Below are 17,944 nucleotides of genomic sequence, written 5' to 3'. Positions count from 1 at the left end.
CTGGTTGACGGTGGCTCTCCCGGTGGCAGACGGGCCACCGGGAGATGCAGAATCAAAAACCGTAAGCGCGGGAGATGGTCTCGATTTCACCTGAGTTGACCAGTGCCTGGAAGCTCTGGTTCAGGGCTTTGAGGATGTCTGGGTCTGTGCTCTTGTTCACGGCCAGGTACATCGGGGTTTCCCGGAACACCAGAACCTGCTCCAGATCTGTCACATCTGAGGCATCTGCGGCAAGGTAGGGGCCAGCCAGGCCATCGGCTACCCACAAGTCGATCTGGTCCTGCTCAAGGCGCCGGGCATTCAGGCCGTTGGTGCTGATGGCGGACACATTAAAGCCCTTCTCTTCAAGATACGTGGTCATGACATCGCCGCGATAACCGCCAATGCGATAGTTCTTGGCGTCTTCCAGTTTGCTCAGTCGGATAGTGGTGCCGGCTTTCGCGAAGAGCGTCCATTTGATACTGGCTAGTGGTCCAACCCAGTCAAACGCAGGCTCCCGGTCAGCGGTTTTGGAGACGCAATAGATGCCATGATTGGGGTGTTGCTCGCTCCGGTTGATTCCGTAGCTCAGGTCCCTCAGCTTGATGCTGTACTTCAGGCTGCTTTGTTCGAGTACCGCCTTGAGGACATCAGTGCATAGTCCTGTGATATCCCGTTCCGAGTGTGCAAACGGTTGACCATTCGTGGTCATGTTGTAAGGGGGGTATTGTTCCGTGTAGATCCGGAGTTCTTCGTTGGCCGTTGCGCAGCCTGAGGTCAGCATGAGGGCAACAATCAGCCCGATTTTCCCTTTCATGAACACGCTCCATCTTATGGGGGAGAAATTCTGGAGCGCGGTAGGTTATGGCAGGTGTAGCCAGTCGGGTACTGTGGAATCCCCGGCTTTACATTTTCAGTTTGACCCAGCAGAAGCCTGGCTGTGGGATTCGAAGTAGTGGTTATAACGGCCACTATCACGGAACGCCTGCAGTCGTTCATTGAAGCGGTCTGTCAGTTGTGCGGTGTCTGGTCGTGTTTTGGGAAACAACACGAAACTTTCGTTCTCGAGAAGAGGGCGGGGGTGGTGGGTAATGCGGCTGGCTTCCTCCGGGTCAAGTTCACGACGCAAAATGTGATAGCCCACGTTGATCTCTTCGGGGAACGCATCGATGCGGTCGAACAGGAGCCTGCGGAAATTCAGCACGGTACTGGCGACCCATTCAATACTAAGCAGATCATCCTCTACGGCTTGATCGAAAGCCGAACCGTAACTGTAACCAATACTGCCGCCGAGTCTGAGGTCAGACAGGTCTTCGACCCTGGACCAACTGACCGGCTGGTCTTTCAGGTGAAAAACCACGAACCGCTCTTTGAGGACCGGGTCGCTGAAGGTGAAGTCCTGCTCACGTTCCTCCGCATGCATCCATACCGCCGTGGCATCGTGTTTGCCCATTGCGGCTTCATAGTAAGCTCGCTTCCAGGGGAGGAAGTGGTAGGAGACCGTAAAGCCTTCCTCGGCAAACACATCTCGCAGCAATTGGGCGACAATCCCCTGATCGGGTGCCTCCTGATCAAAATACGGCGGCCAGTCACCAACCGCTATGCTCAGGTGTTGTGTATCATCTGCGGTGACTGCCTCAATCCATGTAAACAGCGATACCAGCAGCATGGTCAGGTATCGTTTCATTTCTAGGCTCCGGGAGCGGCCCGCGAATAACCGTGGGCCGGGAAGCAGGCGATTAACTTAGAAAATAGCAGCCTTTTCCGGGTATTCCCAGTTTCAATGTCCGGCCGCTAAGATCCCTCTTGCCAGCCATGCACGGGTGTCCTTGGGATCTATGACCGCATCGATTTCCAGATAACTGGCGACGTTGATGGCTTTGCCCTGTTCGTAAGCCTTGGCGACCAGGCCATCGAACATCTTCTTGCGAGCTGCGTCATCTGGTTGGGCTGCCAGCTCCTTGGCAAACCCCAGGCGCACCGCCCCTTCAAGCCCCATGGGGCCGAACTCTCCGCTTGGCCACGCGGCCGTGAAAAAGGGCGTCAGCAGGCTGCCGGCGGCCATGGCTTGTGCGCCAAGTCCGTAAGCCTTGCGCAGAACCACGGTGTAGAAGGGCACCGATAGTTTGGCTGCGGCCAGGAACATGTTGGAGACGCGACGCACGGTGGCCTGTGTTTCCGCCTCAGGCCCAACCATAAACCCCGGGGTATCGCACAACGACAGAATAGGTAGCTTATGAGCGTTGCAGAGTTCCATGAAACGGCTCGCCTTATCGCCCGCTGCAGCATCGACGGCGCCTCCCAGATGCATAGGGTTGTTGGCGATCAGGCCCATGGGGCGGCCCTCAATTCGAATGAACGCGGTAATTAACCCGGGCGCAAATTGGCGGCGGAGCTCCAGAACGCTGTCGTCATCAGCGAGCGTTTGGATGACTTCCCGGATGTCGTAAACGCGCATGCGGTTCTCGGGAATCAGATGGCGAAGCCTGCGCTGATCTGCGCAGGTCCATTCCGATAGTGAGCCCTGAAAATAAGACAGATACTGCTTGGCCACGGCGACAGCTTCGGCCTCATTTTCGACCACCACATCGATCACGCCATTGGGCCCCATCACGGAAACCGGCCCGATCTCCTCGGGGGCATATCGGCCCAGGCCGCCGCCTTCTATCATTGCCGGACCTGCCATGCCCAGGTTGGCATTCCGGGTAGTGATAATGGTGTCGCAACATCCCAGCAAGGCCGCGTTGCCGGCAAAGCAACGGCCGGAAACAATCCCGACGGTTGGCACCTTGCCCGAGAGCCGAGCCATGCTGACAAAGCTCTGACAATCCAGGTGTGACACGCCGTTAGTGTCGGTATCGGATGGGCGGCCGCCGCCACCCTCGGCAAACAGCACCAGCGGAAATCGCCACTGTTCTGCCAGGGCAAGTAGCCGGTCCGTTTTCCGGTGGTTTGCCAGTCCCTGGGTGCCGGCAAACACGGTGTAATCGTAAGCCATTGTGGCGCAACCGGCGGCTGCGGCGCCGAAGCGCTCGGCGTTGACGGTGCCGATGGCGGTGATCAGCCCGTCCGCGGGGCTTAGTTCAATCAGTGTATCCACCGACCGGCGACGCCGTTGGGCAGCCAGCGCCAGTGCCCCGTATTCGTTGTAGCTGTCTGGGTCGAGCAGATCCTCGACGTTTTCCCGGGCCGTTCGCTGACTGGTACGGCGGCGCTTTGCGACCGCGTCGGGACGATGCTCATCGGTTAACGCATCGTGGCGCTGGAAGACCTCCGCCAGATCAGCCCGGATGTAATCGAGGTCGATGGTCTGCTCGGTTTGAATGGTGTCATCGCTGACCTCTGAGGGTTCCAGGATCAGCAAAGCTTCACCCTCAGTTACCGTTGAGCCTGACACCGCGAGGAGGGTTTGAACGATACCGGATTGCCCGGCTTGCACGATGAATTCCATCTTCATCGCTTCGAGAACGGCAACGGTTTGGCCCGCTGCAATGGTGTCGCCTTCCCGGACCTCAACACTCGCGAGCGTGCCTGCACTGGGCGCTGCGATGCTGATGGCACCGGCAGGTAATGATGGTGTGTTCAGTTTTGTGTCGTGCGTCGCTTCTGTTCTGTCGAAGTGATGCCTCGGGTGCTTGCCTTCAGACGTTGAGGGGGCAAGCTCTGAAAGCTGGTTTTCCACGAATCGAGTGTTGACTTGCCAGGCTTTGACGGCCGGGTGGTGCAGCAGGTTTTGTAGCAGTCCGATGTTGTTGGCCACGCCGTCCAGTCGGAATTCACACAGAGCACGATAAAGCCGTCGAAGAGCCGATGGGTAGTCCGGGCCGTGGGCGATCAGCTTCGCCAGCAGGGAGTCATAGGCGGGATTGATGGCGTAGCCCGTATAACCTGAACCATCCACCCGCAAGCCGGGCCCTGTTGGCGGCTCATAGGCCGTGAGCGTGCCCGCTGCGGGCATGGTGGTGCCATCGGAACGAAGGGTTTCGGCGTTGATCCGGGCCTGAATGGCCACGCCGCGCACGGCCGGCGGGGTGTCCAGGGCCAGTTCAGATAAGGTTTGGCCAGATAGAAGCTTCAGCTGGGTCTGGACCAGGTCAATGCCGGTGACTTCCTCGGTGACGGTATGCTCTACCTGAACCCTCGGGTTGGCTTCCATGAAGTAGAACCGACCGGGTTGATCTTCGTCCACCAGAAACTCGAAGGTGCCGAGCCCTCGGTAGTTGACCGCTTTTGCCATGACCAGGGCACAGTTGATCATTTCGTCCCGGAGCACCGGGTCGAGGCCCGGACTCGGGGCCAGTTCGATGAGTTTCTGGTTGCGCCGCTGGATGCTGCAGTCCCGTTCCCACAGGTGGGAGACGGCGCCGGTGCCATCCCCAAGAATCTGGATTTCAATATGGCGGGCGCGGGCAATCAGTTGTTCAACATACAGATCACCATTGCCAAAGGCAGCTTGTGCTTCAGATCGGCAGCGGCTGAAGGCTTGTTCCAACTCGCCCTTGCTGGTCACCGCGCGAATGCCGCGCCCGCCGCCACCGGCAACCGCCTTGAGCATCAGGGCGCCATGCTGGGCCAGAAAGGCTTCTGCCGCCTCCTGGCTAACCGGGCTGTTGATACCGTTGACCAAGGGCACCTGACAGCGCTCTGCCAGGGCCCTGGCAGAGGATTTATTACCGAACAATTCCAGCACATCCGGCGCCGGTCCGATGAACATCAACCCTGCCTGCTCACATTGGCGAGCGAACTCGGCGTTTTCCGCCAGAAATCCGTAACCGGGGTGAATGGCGTCGCACTCGTGGGCCTTGGCCACGGTAATCAGTTGTTCCATGTCCAGATAGGCTTTCACACCACGACCTTTCAGGGGCACGGATTCGTCTGACTGGCGGGTATGCAGGCCGTTTGAATCGTCCTCGGCAAACACGCTGACGGTTCGTATGTTCAGCTCGCCGCAGGCGCGGGCAATGCGAATGGCGATTTCACCGCGGTTAGCGATTAGGACAGATCTGAACGTCATGGCGCTTCATCCCGGAGACAGGTTCTTGTTCTGGTTTTTGGATGTCTCCATCCTAGGAAGCGGGCAATGATGAGGCAAATGAATTTTATTGAAGGTTAGCTATAAGCAGAAGTGATGAGCTTCTGCTTATAGGGTTCTTGTCGGTGGCGAGGTGAGGTCATCCTTTGGCGTTTGCAGAGGACCGCGAACGAATTCTCGCGAGAACCTGTTCGCCACTGCTCTTTCCGTTGCTGATGCCGGCGGCTTTCAGTTTCGAGTCCAGGGTTTCGTCCTCCTGTTCCCGGTCCAGCTCTGTCAACGCCGCCTCGATATCCTCCGCTTCGGCCTGTCTTGCCTGAATGCGGGAAACGGATTGATTGAGGTCTTCCATGTGACTGCTCAGCCCCCGTGCGTGTCCGCGGAGTTGGCGGTTAACCTGCTCTGCGTGGCGGTTGGCCCTGGCCAGCCGGAGTTCACTGTGGAAATGCTTGAGCGCCCGGCCAGAGTCCCGCAGCTGTTTGCGCAACCGGTTTTCCTGCTGCTGCAGTTTGTCGTGCTGCTGTTGCTGGCGCTCAAGAAGTGGTTCATCTTCGGCGATCAGGTTGGCCAGCTCCAGCGCCAGCTCTTCCTCGTTCTTCTCCAGCGCTTCGGTTACCTGATGCTCCCGTTTATCGATGGTGGCCCTCAGGTGTTCGTTGTCCCTGGCCAGCCGGGTTTTTTCCGCCATCAGGCAGGCGAGTTCCCGCTTGGAGCGGGCGATGGCCTGTTCTGCATCGCGCAGCTCCTGTTCGAATATCCGGATACCGTTGGCATCCACCAGTTTTGCTACCGGCTCCTGGGCCGATGCCCGGAACAGGGTGTCCAGTTTGCGCCAGATGCTCATGGTGTTACTCCCCGTATTCTTTCAGCAGTTGATGGGTGCGTGCCTCGGAGATGCGGTTGACGATGCGCTGGTGCTCGTGTTCGTCGCGGATGGTTTTTGAAAGCGTGATGGTGGTGCTGACAAGAAACAGGGCGCTGATGGCCATGTAGCCTTTGAGCACCAGATCCACCGGTGCCAACACCACGCCGGCGGCGGCCGCAAAAAGCGCGATAGCAAAGGAAACCTTCACAAAGAATACCCACCCGGCGGAATTGCTTTTGAGTTCGCTGTCCATGATTAACTCCTGATGACGTTGTTGTTGGAACGGCTCCACTGTGCGTGAACCAGGGAGGGCGGGCGAGGTTTTCTATAAAGGTAGTAATGTCCTATACATTGGGTATTGTATATTGATACGTTTGGCTGAGTGGCTGGTAAGAAAGGGGACGGTTATGGCGCAAACCAGCGCGATTGTCAGTGAATTGAAACGCCAACTCAGGGCACACGGGCTGACCTACCAGGATGTGGCACAGGCGCTGGCGTTGTCAGAGGCCAGTGTGAAACGGTTGTTTTCAGATCGTCAGTTCTCCTTGAAGCGCCTGGACCAGGTATGTGGACTGATGGGGATGGAGATCACCGATCTGGTCCGCAAGCTGGCCCCCGAGCCCCGGGTTGAACAGCTGAGCGAAGAACAGGAACGGGAGCTGGTGTCTGACCTGCGCCTGTTGCTGGTGGCGGTGTGTGCCATGAACCGCTGGCAGTTTGGCGAGATACTCCAGAACTATCAGATAGAGGAGCCGGAGTTAATCCGCTATCTGGCCCGGCTTGATCGCATGGGACTGGTGGAGTTGTTGCCCGGTAACCGAATCAAATTACTGGTCAGCCACGACTTCGCCTGGCAACCCCGGGGGCCAATCCAGCGGTTTTTTGAAACGGAAGTTCAGCAGGATTTCCTGAAATGTCGATTCCACCAGCCGGGTGAGATGCGGCTTTTTGTAAGCGGTATGCTGTCGCCCCAATCGAACGAATCCGTGCAACAGAAACTGAAACGTCTGGCCCTTGAGTTTCGTCATTGCCATGAGGAAGACCTGGCTCTGCCTTTGGAACAGCGTTTCGGAGTCAGCTTGCTGATGGCCATGCGGCCGTGGGAAATTGACGCCTTCGCAAGCCTCCGGCGGCCAGAGGCGAGGAAGGCGTATCCCGGTGTTACACGGAATTAGACACTGACTCCTCCCTCCTCATCGGCGGCTGCGTCGAGCAGTTGCTGCGTTGTCGGGTGTACAATCCGGATGAACGCAAATGGCGGGCAGTCTTCGATTACCTCGTTATTGCGATCGACACACGCGTCTACCCGGCCATTCGCACTGAGGCGCCAACGTCGGCGGCCAACGGTGTGAGCTACGCCAGACAGATCACGGGTGTTGCCACCAAGGGTTTCGATGTAATCGGTCCCGTCATCGGAGAAACGCCGGACGACCACATCGGTGTGGGAATGCCCGGTTGGCGTTCCTTTGATGGCGTATTCGCCGCTGGCTTTCTTTTCGATGAACTGGCTCTCCAGCCCGGCCAATGTGAGATTGGCGCAAGGGGTCTCGTTCCAGGGCTTGCAGAGGATGTCGCCGACCTGAGGTGACAGGTCTTCTGCTTTGTAAAGCCAGAACGGCCTGTCCAGATCCCGGTTCTTTCGGTTCACCAGTGCCTCTACAATGTAGGTCATGTGCCGGATGCTGGGACTGAACCCATGGCTGGGCTTTACGCCGGCGTTCTTGACGACGTAGGAAATAAACGCGGCACTCCAGGCGGCTTCATTGTCTCGCGAGTCCTCCGCGAACTGATCCACGGCCCACTGGCCAATAGCTCCGAAGTAATCCTGGAGCTTCGCCAATTCAGTACCTTCTTGCTTCTTGGTCCCGTCGTCGTTGGTCCAGGCAGTTTCCTCCGCTTCCGCGTTGGCAACAATGTCCCGTTTCCAGGCGGTGCCGCGGTTATAGCGCTCAATAATCTTTTGATTCGCCAGAGACCGTTCGAGGGCTTCAACGTCAGCATCTGGCCGGAACGATGCGAGCTGCAAACCCTTGCCCACACTCACTGTGCGAATGCCCCCAGCGTCTTGCTCGGTGACCGACACATCCCGATCTTTACCGAATTGCTCAACAATGGATTTGGCGCGGTCAGAGACGCCATCGGCGGCTTTTTGCCCCATTTGCTCTGCCTGTTTGCGCAAAGCCGCTTCGCCATCCTGTTTTGACATGGAACCCTTTTCAACGGCGCGGTCTATGGCGGCGCGTTTCTTGTCAAAGTTTGCGCCTGCGTCCTTTTCTGCCTGCAGTTCCGCCAGTCGGGTCTGTAATGCAAAGCCGCCGAACTGACCGGCCAGGTTGGCCGCCGAATTCAGCGCACCCAAAGCGTTCTTCTGGGTGCCCTCAAGGCCAGCCATGTCGCGGAAGGCGTTGCTGTTTGCCACGGCTCCAAGAATGTCGCCAAATCCCTGAGGGGCTGGTGCGGCAGGCGCATTCTGCAGGTTAATGATGGAATCCGGCATGTTGGTGGGGGTCATGTCTTGCGGTTGGCTGCGGCGAGAATCAAAGAAGTTGCCCGGGAAGTCGGCCAGGGCCGGGTCTTCATCTTTCAGCACCCAGTCGGTTGAGCCTTCATGCTCTTCACAGGCGTTGCACTCGTCCATGATGGCCTGCGCGTACAGGCCATCGGTGGGCAGGCTGATTCGCATGGGCATCGCCGGCGCGCCTTCGCCCTTGTAGTAGCGGAAGGCATCTTCATAGCTTTCATGGCCGTTGATGCCCAGGAACGCGCCAGCAGCCACCTTGAACACCAGTGTGTTGCCCATGATGGCAATGGGTTCACGTTCAACCACGGAGGCGATCGAGCGACCATCGCTGGGGGATATGGCGAAGCCGTCCAGGAGCATGTACAGCTCGTCCCTGTCCATGGTCCACCAGATCACCTTATGGTAGTAGTGCAGGTTGTCGTTAATGTGTTCCAGTAACTTGCGGTTCGCTTTCTCAGCTTCCAGCCGCATATTCTGCTCTTCCCAGTTAGACGGCCGGAAAGACAGCGTGGCGCTCTCGCTCGGGGCCGGGCGATCGGTTTCGTTGTCATCCCAGGCGGGAGGGGAGATCAGGTCATCCGTACCCCGTGGTGAGCTGATACGTCGCTCGTAATGGCTGGTGTGAAAATGAATGTTCGCACTGGTCACATTTGCCACGGAACCTTTGGGTAGGTGCTCGGTGGCGGAAAGAATCAGCTTGGCGATATCCTCCCGTTTGTTCCCGGCCAGGGCCTCCGATGGCACGTTGAAATCAACTCGCACCGTGCGGTTGAACCGGTATTCGCCCACCAGGGTGAAATCGGTGCCTTCGAGTTCGCCGTTCTGGCTGTCCAGGCGCAGTCGGTCAACCCATCGCCGTGCCATCGCCGGTGCGATTTCCCGCTGAAAATAGGCATCCCGCTGGGAGGCAGAGAAGCCACGGATACGGGCCACAATCTGGCCTACCGGTATGGGGAGGATGTTGGCGTAGGCCTGCCACACCCGCGTGGTGATTTTCTCGCCGACGGCACCTTCTTCGCTTAGCTGGTCGTCGATCTGATCCGATACCACCTCGTCTCGCGGGCGCTCGATGCCCAGTTTGATGTAAATGGTTCCGGTCAGGCTTTCCAGGGGTTGGGCCTTGCGGGGGCCGGCTGGAACATCGGAGCCCTGCCAGTGGTTCTGAATGTCTTCGGTGTATTTCAAGGCCCAACGCAGGTCGCGCTTTTGCAGGTAGCGCTCGAACACATCGCGCCAGCGAATCACACGGGAAAAGGTAAACGGCCGAATCGCGAAGGGTACAAACAGGCATTCGCGCACGCCGGCGAGTACAGTGTCTACGCGGATATGTCGGAGAATCTCATGGTAAATGACGGTCAGGGAGTGGCAGTAGTTGGGGTTGCGGACCACCTCCGAAACGCCTTCAATCGATTCGTCCTGACTGACTTCGTTCACCACTGTGGATTCGTATTGGCGCAAGGAATCACCGAACTGGCGGATGGCGTCTCTCAGGCTTTGTTCCTCTGCCGCCGACACGCTGCGGCCACCCTGTTGCCAGCTGCTGGAACTGGCCCGGCCGTGGGCGGCACCACCACCAATCACCACCGGGCCGAGCGCAAACCCGATGCCACCTGCCACACCGGTGGTTTTGGAACTGCTGCCGCCCTTGCTCCATTCGTTCAGGTTGGAGCGAACGGCGTTGTGGTAATCCCGGTCGCTGAACGTGCTTTGGGAAACCTCTTCCGCAAACTGGCTGGTCTCGCGCCGGATGCTCGCTTCGCGGCGTCGCCAATCCAGTTTCACAATCCGGCGGGTTTGCCGTGGTGCCAGGGTAAGGGTATGCGCCACATCGCCCAGGGAATAGCCGTTGGATCGCCACTGCACTCGCCATTCCATGATGTGGCCACCCGCCACGGAAAGAGCCTGATATTTGGTGGTGTCGCCGTCCCAGTCGATGGGGTTTCGGGCGCTCACAGGTTGCCGCTTGTTCAGCCAGGGGAGTTTGGGCAGTGGCAGGAAATCAATGGCTTTAATGGGCGGCATGAATACGCCGGGGTTTTTGGGCAGGAAACGCTGCAGACTGGCAGTGTCAATGGCGAACCTGGCCCGGCTAACGCCGGCGGCCTCACTGTCCGGTTGTTCGCTGGCCACCATGGCGGTGGACATCATTCGGAACTCATTGGCATCCCTGGGGGCGATCAGTCCCCGGTAATCCGGTTTGGTGTTGGAGGTGGATTCGATCTCAGGCTGCTCCACCCGGAAGACGGTCTGAAAACGGCGTTCGCCCAGAATGCGGGCCGGGTTGCTGAAAGGCCGACAAAATGAGCCGGGGTCGTCGCTGAACAGGTCCGGATCGTTCAGCAGGCTGTCTTCGTCCATGTTCAGGGGCGGATGACCATTATTGCAGCACGATCCGTTAACCTGTTCCTCGCCATCGCTCACCGGATCTTGCCAGGGCAGCATGATGCGGAGGTCCCGCAATGGGGTATAAACGGAGCCGTCGGACTGGTAACCGACAATCAACTTTGGTCCGTTCAACACCCAGATCCAGCCATTGGCTTCAGTACCGGCGTTGAAGGGACGCTTTACATGAAAACTGCCATCGAATTTGAGGTCTGCGCCTGTCAGTGACAATGCCCCGAGATGGCCGGCCGTATGGGTATCCAGAGCCACTTCGGCTGAACGTGCGTTGGTGCCGTTGTCAGCGTTTTGTTCCAGTAGACTGGAAATTGCCTGATATTTTGCCTCGGTATCGATCAGGTCGACACTCAGTGAATAGTCATCGAACCTGCTGTCGACCTGGCCAAGCGTGACAAAACGACCGGATCGTTCCAGCACCGGTTGCTGCTCCGGGTTGTTGCGCTCAAGGGCATGCTTCAGGGGCTCTGCAGGAATGACGAGGGTGACGGGTTCCCCTTTCTTGCCGGGCCCGGTATCAATCTCGCCCAGGTCTGCCAGCTCCTGGCCCTGTCGGCTTTCCAGTCGCGCGTGGATGGGCTTGCTCAGGAGGACGGGTTCGAGTTTGCTTTCTGCACTGGCATGGCGATCGAGTCTGATAATGTCGCTGGCAGGATGACTATCATTCTGCTTGTCTTCGGTCTGGATCGAGATCTCGTAGCTGACACGGACCTGAAGCGATTCAGCGTCTGCGCTGTTGATGGCCTTTTCGGGTTCAATCCTTAACCACAGTTGATTGGGCATGATGTGTCCTTTCGGTTGATTGTGCATCCTGGTGGGTGGGCCCCTTGCCGGGCGGGCGATGCAGACAATACAACCGGTGCCGCTGGACGTTTCCCTGCGGCAAGACAACCTTGTCGTTCAGTTCCTCAGCATACGGCCAGATATCGAAGCAAGGTGACCGTGGATGCATGGCTTTCCGTACAAAAAACAACCAGATTACAGCTGCTGGTTGACGACTTCAGTGGCAAGTGTTGTGTTGGACTCGGAATTTGTAAACGTTGAACCGGGATTTTTTTGTAACGATTCCCTGTCGGAAAATACGTTGTGTCGTCATGGCTTACATGACTTTTTCGGTGGAGTGGTGGCTTCAGGCTGCCACGATGCGGTTCCTGCCTTGGTGTTTCGCCTCGTACAGGCGCTGATCCACAAGCTCCAGAAAGTCATTGAGTGAATCATTTCGGGCCGGTGTGATTGTGCCGACGCCGATGCTTAGCGTGACCAGCTGGCTTGCGCTATTGTTCCCATGGGCAATCTGTTCTCGCAGGAGATGTTGGTGGCACCGCTCGGCAACTTTCAGTGCTGCCGCAGGATTGGTTTCCGGCAGAACGATGACAAACTCCTCGCCACCAAAACGGGCAACAAAGTCCTTAGAACGCGTTGCAGCACCCATGAGCACTTTGGCTATACGTTTAAGGCACTCATCCCCTTGCAAGTGACCATGAAGATCGTTGTATTGCTTGAAGTTATCGATATCCAAAAGCAGCACTGAGAGAGGTTGATGGTTTCTCAGGGCACTATGCCAGGCCTCGTCCATGAATGAATCAAACATTCGGCGATTCGCTACGCCGGTGAGGCCGTCCTGGAATGAATATTCCTCGAGCTTTTTTTGCAAGGCCACGACTTTTTCTTCGGTTTTCTTGCGCTCGCTGATGTCGAACATGAAACCGATCAGCGCTTCGACCTCTCCATTCTCATCGCGGGAAACATGCACCACATCCCGAATCCAGACGTAGTGACCATCTTTGTGCAGTGCCCGATAGTCAGCTTCGTGATCAATGCCTGACTTGGATTGAGCGACACAGAAATCCACGACCCAGCCCTGGTCATTCGGGTGCATGCGGGTGGCCCAATCTTCCACACTCTGCCAGCTTTCCGGTGTCCAGCCCAGTAGTGCTTCGATTTGGGGGCCGATATAGGCAAACTTCATGGTTTTCCAGTCGATCTTCCAGGGTATGGCCCTGGTAGACTCCAGCAGGGTTTTGTAGACCGAGCTGTCGGTGGCCAGTTCTTCAGGTTTGTTTTTCACGACCGTACCTCCAGGCTTGGCTACTCGGGGTGGAGTCTTCGGTGGATGGATTTGAGAGTATGGGATATGTCGCAGTATAGGGCATTGGCGTCTGGAGGGAAGCTACTCTTCGGTGGATAAATTATGACCCGGTCATTTTGCGGCCATATTGCTTGAACCCCCGGTTCTATTGGGCTCAGGCCGGCTATCCTTGCGCTACGCACAAAGTTATCCACAGATTCTGTGCGTAACCTTGGGTGATGCATGACGAAGCCGCTTGGGGTAGGCTGCCTGCATGTCTATCACCCGGCGTTGTCGCCGCATAAACGGAAAGCGTTAATGAAGTTCCCCATTGTTACGGTTGCCATGGTGTCTGTTGCCCTCGTCTACGTGTTCTGGGGCCAGACTCAGGAATCCTCTGATCCGACCGATCCCGCCCGCTTTGCCAATCTTCAGGCTAACCCTGCCAAAAGCAGTGACGTGGTGGACTGGGCAATTACCCAGATTCCGGAGGTTTGCGCGCAGGCGATAGGGCAGCCTGCCGGCAGTGACGCAGTTAACGATTGCGAGAAGCGTGCGCAATCCCGAACGTCCACCTGCCGCCGGGCTGTGTACGACAACTTCCCGGACCGGGTGACCTCCGAGGCGATGTTCCGGGATGTCTCTATCTCGATGATGAATTGCCTGGTGCCCCAGGGCGGTATTGTTCGGCCATGACCGTTGGTGCGCGGCGGTGGCATGGCGATGATCAGGGCTTTACCTGATGCCCCAGATCGCCCACAATCTTGGGATTCTGATGTTAACAAACACTCACTTTAATAAAACGCAGTAGATGAGGATGCACAGGTGACTGAACTCGTAAGCTACGAACTGAACGACGGCATTGCCACCATCAGCCTGAACAACGGCAAAGCCAATGCCTTGAGCCACGACGTGTTTGCCGGGCTGAATGCCGCTCTGGACCAGGCCGAGCAAGACAAGGCCATTGTGATTCTGACTGGCCAGCCGGGTATGTTCTCCGGCGGCTACGACCTTAAAGAAATGCAGAAAGGCCCGAAAGAAGCAATGGCGCTGGTGAAGGTGGGCTCAACCCTGACCCGTCGCCTGGCGGCGTTCCCGCTCCCGGTGATTGGTGCTTGCAGTGGCCATGCCATCGCCAAGGGTGCGTTTATCCTGTTGTCTGTGGATTACCGCATTGGCGTAGAGGGCGGTTTCAAGCTGGGCCTGAACGAAGTGGCTATCGGTATGACCATGCACCACGCTGGTATCGAGATCGCCCGCCACCGTATGCCGGCGCCGTATTTCTACCGTTCGGTGGTGAATGCCGAGATTTTTAACCCGGAAGGTGCCGTTGCGGCTGGTTTCCTGGATGAGGCGGTGGCTCCTGAGCAGCTGATGGAGCGAGCGGTAGCGGTTGCAACTCAGATGAAGCAGCTCAACCTGAATGCGCATAAGCAAACCAAGCTGAAGGTGAAAGGCGATTACCTGGCGCAGCTGGACCGTTGCATCGAACAGGACGCTGCTCACTTTGATCTGATGGGTTAACCCGAGCCCACCTCTTTCTGGAACTGGCTGGCAGGTTTGATTCTGAACAGCCAGGCCAGAAGAGGTTTCGCAGAGTTTGTGGGTAAACACGAGAGGGGGCGAGTGAAATGTCTGAAAAGCCGGGTAAGCCGGTGGCGGCATCCGCCATCGACAAGCATGTGTACAAGGTTTTCCCCAACGATATGAACTCACACAACACAGTGTTTGGCGGCATGATCATGGCCAAGTGTGATCGCCTGGCTCTGGTGGTGGCAGAGCGCCATTCGGCCCATGTTTGCGTGACTGCTGCGGTGGATTCCATCCACTTCCGGGCCCCTGCCAAGGGGAATGACACACTGCTATTCAATCTGTCTCTGAACCGCAGCTGGGGCTCGTCGATGGAGATTGGTGCCCGTGTAGAGGCCGAGAACAGCTATACCGGTGAGACCCGCCACATCCTTTCCGCATTTTTCACCTTTGTGGCCCTGGACAAGAACGATCGGCCTGTTGAGGTGCCACCGGTGATTCCGGAAACGAAAGACCAGATTCGTCGTTACGAGAAAGCCGAAATTCGCCGGGAAGGGCGGCTGAGAACGCGAGACGCGCTTTCAAAAGCAAATGGCTGAGAGACTATCGCTTATTGATTCCAGTCATGGTATATCAGCGCCACAGAAAACCCTTTTTATCGGAATCGGATGTTATGCCTAAAGCGAGTGAGATCAAGAAGAACCAGGCCGTTGAATACGACGGACGCGTCTATTTTGTGAAGGATATCGAGCGCTCGGTACCTCAGGGCCGTGCTGGCGGCAGCTTGTACCGCATGCGCATGTACGATGTAGTGACTAACCAGAAGCTGGATGAGACCTTTAAAGACTCTGACATGCTGAATCTGGCGGATTTGGTGCGTCGTCCGGTCATGTTCTCCTACGCCGATGGCGACGAGTACGTGTTCATGGATAACGAAGACTTCACCCAGTACATGCTGAATAAAAGCGCCATTGAAGACGAGCTGTTGTTCATCACCGAGGATACCCAGGGCGTGATGGCGATTCTGGTCAGTGAAACGCCGGTGGCCATTGATCTGCCGCCGACCGTTGAGCTCACCATTGAAGAAACCGACCCGTCTATCAAGGGCGGTTCGGCAACGGCTCGCACCAAGCCAGCCCGCCTGACCACCGGCCTGGTGGTTCAGGTGCCTGAGCACATCTCTACCGGTGATCGCATCAAGGTGAACGTGGAAGAGCGTAAGTTCCTCAGCCGCGCCTGATGTTTTGATCAGCTCCGTCAGCCGACGGAGCTGATTTCGTCGCCGCTGAGGTGACGATACCCACCAACAGGAAGTTCCGGGTCCAGTACCAGGCTGCCCATGCTTTCCCTGTGCAGTGATGTGATCCGATTGCCGACCGCGTGGAACATGCGCTTTACCTGGTGATACCGCCCCTCAAAGATGGTTACCCGAGCCTCGCGGTCATTCAGTTGCTCCAACCGGGCAGGGGACGTTGTCAGCTGTTCGTATTCAAACCAGATGCCCTCGGCAAAGCGCGTGGCCGTTTCAGGGCTGATGGGTGACGCGGTTGTGACCCGGTAGGTTTTCGGTAGTTTGATGGCAGGCTCGGTGAGCCGGCGGGACCATAGCCCGTCACTGCTCAGAATAAGAAGCCCGGTGCTGGCCCGGTCCAGGCGGCCGCCGATGTGCAAGTGCTCCCGTATTTCCGGCGCAATCAGTTCCATGACGGTCGGGTGTTGGTCATCCTGAGTGGCGCTCAGGTAGCCGGCGGGTTTGTGGAGCATCAGGTAATAAGCGGGTTCGGCTTGCTGGATGATGTTCTGGTCAATTCTGACTTCCTGAAACCGGGAAACCTCCTCTGCGCCGTCCTGACACCTCTGGCCGTCCACGCTCACCCGGCCAGAAGCCAGAAGCTGTCTTGCATGGCGACGACTGACACCGTTCTGGTTGCTGATAATACGGGAGAGCTTCATGGCTCGCTTGGGGTAACGGCCGGCACCAGCCGGCTCAGCTTCTTGATCAGTTTCCGCCAGCCAATGGGCAGGCGCTCTTCCAGGGCGGTCAGCCGGGATTTGTCGATGGACCAGGGGTCAAAGTCCTGTTTGCGCCCGTAGATCACCCAATTGTTGGTCCGGCTCTTGAACACCAGAAGTAACGGGAACTGGCGCTTGAGTTCCCGCAGCAGATTGCCATCTGGTTCCGGCATTCGGTGGTAGTTAAGAACCAGCCAGCCGGTAGAGGATAATGCCCGGCTGCAGGCTTTGATAAACTGCCGCTGGCTTTGCGCCGGGCTCATACGGTCAGCACTGTACAGGTCCGTCAGGATCATATCGGTGCTGGCTTCGGGTAGCTGGTCGACGGCCAGGCGGGCGTCGGCAATATGCACCCTTAGCCGTTCTGATTCGGGTAGTGCAAACCAGTCCTTTGCGATTTCCGCAACCTTTCGCCGAAGTTCATACACATCAATGATGCTGTCCGGAAGCAGCGTGAACAGACCATGGGCCAGTACGCCACCACCCAGGCCCAGCACCGTTACCCTGCCGGGTGAGGCAAAAGCGATTGGCAGCAGCATGGCGCGGTTGTATTCATGCACTGGCACGTTGGGGGATGCGCGCAAGATCTTGCTTTGCTCAAACACCGAATCAAAGCTCAGAATCCGGTGCTTGCGGTCATCGATCACCAGGATGTTGCCATGGGGGGTCGCTTGCCACATGCACGATATCGCCCTTGATTTCAGGGCGCTTGATAATCGTGCCCATCAGTTGCTGGCGTAGCGTTGGTGCAGAATGCCGACCCGTTCGACGTAGGCCTTGGTTTCCGCGTAGGGTGGGATGCCATTGAAGCGCCCGACGGCGCCAGGGCCGGCGTTGTAAGCGGCGGTTGCCAGCCGGACATCGCCATTGAAGCGTTTGAGCATGCGGGCAAGGTAATCGACCCCACCACGTATATTGTCTTCAATGGCAAATGGGTCTCTCACGCCCAGTTCATCTGCGGTGCCGGGCATCAACTGCATAAGGCCCTGGGCACCGACCGGCGACACGGCCTTCGGGTTGAACGCAGATTCGGCATGAATGACCGCCCGAACCAGAGCCGGGTCGACATCGAACTCCTGAGCGGCTGTCAGGATTTCATCCCGGAACGGACTCACGAACAGAGGGGTTTTGTGCCAGTCTACTTTGGAACCCGGGTCGCAGGCGTAGCAGTGAAACCGGATAACCTCGACGTCTTCTGTGCTGGGCCGTTGGCCGCTGTACGCGACCACACCGTGCTCATCGGTGTAGCGGTACACGGTTTCGTTGCGGGTTGAAGCCCGGGGCTGGCTCGGGCTTTTCACGTTGGTGAATTCTACCCGGCCATCCGGATGGACAATGCGCTGGATGCTGTCGGCATGGGCGATGCCGGTCGCCAGAACGAATCCGGTGAGAAGGGCGATCGTTATTCTGGCCAGTAGGGAGATACCGCTTAAATTCATCAAAGACCCGGTACGTTTATTCTGCATGACAATCTGCCGATATTATCGCGGTAGATGCCCCTGTAAGTGTAGGAGTTTCGTGCCTTGATGATACCGATTG

General features: G+C 57.5%; 15 protein-coding genes. 5 read left to right on the top strand and 10 right to left on the bottom strand.

What is annotated here, in order from left to right; all coding sequences use genetic code 11:
• Positions 1–52 precede the first annotated feature (52 nt).
• From RVM24_RS11170 to RVM24_RS11150, 5 genes are all read right to left on the bottom strand, one after another.
• The gene (locus tag RVM24_RS11170) at positions 53–796 is read right to left on the bottom strand and encodes a substrate-binding periplasmic protein (protein WP_106694897.1); all 744 of its coding nucleotides are present in this window, start codon (positions 794–796) and stop codon (positions 53–55) included.
• A 96-nt stretch (positions 797–892) separates the two neighbouring features.
• The gene (locus tag RVM24_RS11165) at positions 893–1,666 is read right to left on the bottom strand and encodes a substrate-binding periplasmic protein (RefSeq protein ID WP_374812422.1); all 774 of its coding nucleotides are present in this window, start codon (positions 1,664–1,666) and stop codon (positions 893–895) included.
• 93 nt (positions 1,667–1,759) lie between these two features.
• Positions 1,760–4,993 carry a carboxyl transferase domain-containing protein gene (locus RVM24_RS11160; RefSeq protein ID WP_374812421.1) on the bottom strand — a complete coding sequence of 1,078 codons (3,234 nt, stop codon included), beginning with the start codon at positions 4,991–4,993 and terminating at the stop codon, positions 1,760–1,762.
• 157 nt (positions 4,994–5,150) lie between these two features.
• The gene (locus tag RVM24_RS11155; protein WP_106694900.1) at positions 5,151–5,855 is read right to left on the bottom strand and encodes a PspA/IM30 family protein; all 705 of its coding nucleotides are present in this window, start codon (positions 5,853–5,855) and stop codon (positions 5,151–5,153) included.
• 4 nt (positions 5,856–5,859) lie between these two features.
• On the bottom strand, positions 5,860–6,129 hold the full coding sequence (locus tag RVM24_RS11150; protein WP_058092198.1) for a YiaA/YiaB family inner membrane protein: 270 nt from the start codon (positions 6,127–6,129) through the stop codon (positions 5,860–5,862).
• Between the two features lie 154 nt (positions 6,130–6,283).
• Between RVM24_RS11150 and RVM24_RS11145 the strand changes: the two genes are divergently transcribed.
• Positions 6,284–7,051, top strand: coding sequence for a helix-turn-helix domain-containing protein (locus RVM24_RS11145; RefSeq protein WP_106694901.1), 768 nt, complete (start codon positions 6,284–6,286; stop codon positions 7,049–7,051).
• Here the strand turns inward: RVM24_RS11145 and RVM24_RS11140 are convergent.
• Positions 7,048–11,577 carry a DUF2272 domain-containing protein gene (locus RVM24_RS11140; RefSeq protein ID WP_374812419.1) on the bottom strand — a complete coding sequence of 1,510 codons (4,530 nt, stop codon included), beginning with the start codon at positions 11,575–11,577 and terminating at the stop codon, positions 7,048–7,050. The two genes, RVM24_RS11145 and RVM24_RS11140, sit on opposite strands and share 4 nt — an antisense overlap.
• Before the next feature lie 346 nt (positions 11,578–11,923).
• On the bottom strand, positions 11,924–12,862 hold the full coding sequence (locus RVM24_RS11135) for a sensor domain-containing diguanylate cyclase (RefSeq protein WP_374812417.1): 939 nt from the start codon (positions 12,860–12,862) through the stop codon (positions 11,924–11,926).
• A 318-nt stretch (positions 12,863–13,180) separates the two neighbouring features.
• On the opposite strand from RVM24_RS11135, the gene RVM24_RS11130 reads away from it, so the two are divergent.
• The 4 genes from RVM24_RS11130 to efpL all read left to right on the top strand — a co-directional run bounded on the left by RVM24_RS11130 (position 13,181) and on the right by efpL (position 15,632).
• Positions 13,181–13,558, top strand: coding sequence for a hypothetical protein (locus RVM24_RS11130; protein WP_106694904.1), 378 nt, complete (start codon positions 13,181–13,183; stop codon positions 13,556–13,558).
• A 129-nt stretch (positions 13,559–13,687) separates the two neighbouring features.
• Positions 13,688–14,386 carry a crotonase/enoyl-CoA hydratase family protein gene (locus tag RVM24_RS11125; protein WP_374812415.1) on the top strand — a complete coding sequence of 233 codons (699 nt, stop codon included), beginning with the start codon at positions 13,688–13,690 and terminating at the stop codon, positions 14,384–14,386.
• A gap of 107 nt (positions 14,387–14,493) precedes the next feature.
• The gene (locus RVM24_RS11120; RefSeq protein WP_072678156.1) at positions 14,494–14,991 is read left to right on the top strand and encodes an acyl-CoA thioesterase; all 498 of its coding nucleotides are present in this window, start codon (positions 14,494–14,496) and stop codon (positions 14,989–14,991) included.
• A 74-nt stretch (positions 14,992–15,065) separates the two neighbouring features.
• Complete coding sequence (gene efpL / locus RVM24_RS11115; RefSeq protein ID WP_058092192.1) at positions 15,066–15,632, top strand: elongation factor P-like protein EfpL; 567 nt, start codon at positions 15,066–15,068, stop codon at positions 15,630–15,632.
• Between the two features lie 17 nt (positions 15,633–15,649).
• Here efpL and RVM24_RS11110 read toward each other — a convergent pair whose 3' ends face one another.
• From RVM24_RS11110 to RVM24_RS11100, 3 genes are read right to left on the bottom strand one after another with little or no spacing between them, the layout of a single operon-like run.
• Positions 15,650–16,345: a pseudouridine synthase gene (locus RVM24_RS11110; RefSeq protein WP_286251238.1), complete on the bottom strand. Its 696-nt coding sequence runs from the start codon at positions 16,343–16,345 to the stop codon at positions 15,650–15,652.
• Positions 16,342–17,085 (bottom strand): spermidine synthase, encoded by a 744-nt coding sequence (locus RVM24_RS11105; RefSeq protein WP_431473999.1) that lies wholly within the window; start codon positions 17,083–17,085, stop codon positions 16,342–16,344. Before RVM24_RS11105 ends, RVM24_RS11110 begins: the two co-directional genes overlap by 4 nt.
• A gap of 45 nt (positions 17,086–17,130) precedes the next feature.
• On the bottom strand, positions 17,131–17,844 hold the full coding sequence (locus tag RVM24_RS11100) for a lytic transglycosylase domain-containing protein (protein WP_286922351.1): 714 nt from the start codon (positions 17,842–17,844) through the stop codon (positions 17,131–17,133).
• Between the last annotated feature and the right edge of the window lie 100 nt (positions 17,845–17,944).

It is taken from the genome of Marinobacter sp. KM021, from assembly GCF_050707965.1.
Lineage (GTDB): Bacteria > Pseudomonadota > Gammaproteobacteria > Pseudomonadales > Oleiphilaceae > Marinobacter > Marinobacter shengliensis.
The sequence above is the reverse complement of the archived record's forward strand: the minus strand, read 5'-3'. Positions and strand labels throughout refer to the sequence as shown.